The organism is Bacillus sp. MUM 116 (assembly GCF_001866655.1).
In the GTDB taxonomy this organism is placed as follows: Bacteria; Bacillota; Bacilli; order Bacillales; family Cytobacillaceae; genus Neobacillus.
In genome coordinates this window covers 1-2,013 of the sequence record NZ_MLYR01000153.1, presented here as the reverse complement: position 1 = coordinate 2,013, position 2,013 = coordinate 1, and the positions used below count along the sequence as shown (strand labels likewise).

At 39.0% G+C, this 2,013-nt stretch carries 1 protein-coding gene; it reads left to right on the top strand.

From position 1 onward, the window contains the following. Positions 1-522 precede the first annotated feature (522 nt). Complete coding sequence (ltrA, locus tag BIV60_RS26720) at positions 523-1,851, top strand: group II intron reverse transcriptase/maturase (RefSeq protein ID WP_071358693.1); 1,329 nt, start codon at positions 523-525, stop codon at positions 1,849-1,851. The last annotated feature ends 162 nt before the right edge of the window (positions 1,852-2,013 follow it).

Genomic DNA, 2,013 nt, shown 5'->3' with positions numbered 1-2,013 from the left:
TAACGGGTGCTTGTGCGGCCGAGCTTAGGTCGTATCATATAGCGGGTGGGATTCCCGCCGAGTAAGAACTAGCCATTCGCTCGTAGCGAGTCTTGGAGGGCTAAAGGTAACTTTAGTCTTTAAGCGTAGACAGTTAGGTGGCGGGCCGAAAGCCAAATGGTTGAAGGGATTGAGCTCCATAATGTTAGTAAACCGAGAGGGCTGATGCTTTAAGCACTGCAGAAAGCTACATTTTATCTTTCGTCAAGGCAAGAAAGATAAAACCTCTCTGGAGTCAGTGACCTTGGCACGTTATACATTGATATGATACGGCAACTCGGGAGACCCTACCGGTCTTTTCTTATTTTAATAGAAGAGTATGGTCTACAAGTGATAAAAAGCGAGGAAACCAAATGCCGTGTAGGGAGTCGGATAGCAGCGTAGTACCAATGAAGTCGGGTAATGCCGATGGAGGAAAGGCTAGCTACCAGTTATCACCCTTACTAGGGACACATTTACTACACACAGAGGTAGGTATAATAAATGGAAACAAAACTACTAAGGATAGCAGAATTAGCAAAATCTAACCCTAAAATGAAATTTACATCTCTTGCACATCTATTAAATAAGGAAGCATTAGTTCGATGTCATCTAGAACTTCCTAATAAGAAGGCAGCCGGGGTGAACGGTACAACCAAAGTGCAATACGGTGAGAGTTTAGAAGAAAACATAGAGGAATTAATAAGTAGGCTTAAAAGCAAAAGTTATCGTCCTGTTCCAGTAAGGAGAATGTATATTCCAAAACTCAATTCAAACAAGAAAAGACCACTGGGAATACCGGAACATGAAGATAAAATTGTTCAAAAAGGCATTACAAAGATATTGAATACCATTTATGAAAATGATTTTCTAGACTGTTCCTTTGGATTCCGTCCCAATCGTAACTGCCATGATGCGTTGAAAATACTGAACCATTATATTGAAAAGAGAGCAGTAAATTATGTAGTAGATGTAGATATCCGCGGTTTCTTCGACAACGTTGACCACACATGGATGATGGAGTTCTTAAAACTGCGAATCACTGACCCAAACCTACTAAGGATAATTGGTAGGTTTCTTAAAGGTGGATACATGGAGGAAGGTAAGAAATATAAAACAGACAATGGCACACCGCAAGGTGGAGTAATATCTCCGATACTAGCCAATGTATACCTCCATTATGTCCTCGACCTGTGGTTTGAGAAAAGGGTAAGGAAACAGTGCAAGGGACAAGCATACATAGTGAGATATGCGGATGATTTTGTTTGTTGTTTTCAATATGAAAGTGAAGCCCAGCAATTCTTCCATTCATTAAAGTTAAGATTAAAGGAATTTAATCTAGAAATAGCTGAGGATAAAACCAAAATTATACCTTTCGGGCGGTTTGCGGAGCAAAATGCAAATCAACAGGGAAGTGGTAAACCAGCAACTTTTGATTTCCTTGGGTTTACACACTATTGCGGTAAAAGTAAACAAGGGAAATTTCGAGTAAAGCGGAAAACGAGCAGGAAGAAAGTCCAAGGTAAGCTAAAAGAAACGAAAGAATGGCTGAAGAGTAATAGAAGTAAAGATATTCATATGATTATGGATAGATTTAAACGCTCACTAATTGGTTATTACAACTATTATTGCATCACTGATAATACCCAAAATGTTTACAATTTTAAAGACAAAATCGAAAAGTTATTGTTCAAATGGCTCAATAGAAGAAGCCAAAGGAAATCCTTTACATGGGATAAATTCAGTCTATTTCTTAAAAAGTATCCACTTCCATCACCAAGAATTAAGGTGAACATATATGATTTAAGAAAGGAAATTAGTTACATTCTGTAAATGATAACTAGGAGGAGCCGTGTGCATTAATAGTGCAAGCACGGTTCTGTGAGGGGGGTGGAGTACAATTTACCGCAAGGTAGAAAGGCTCCCTTCTACTCGACTAGTTTCATAACAAATGGGCTGTTTTCGGCAGTCCTTTTTCATTGCCGTTATTGAACT

What these genes read in the sequence shown, in the direction of transcription:
- ltrA (WP_071358693.1), top strand. Translation starts at nt 523, where the DNA reads ATGGAAACAAAACTACTAAGGATAGCAGAATTAGCAAAATCTAACCCT.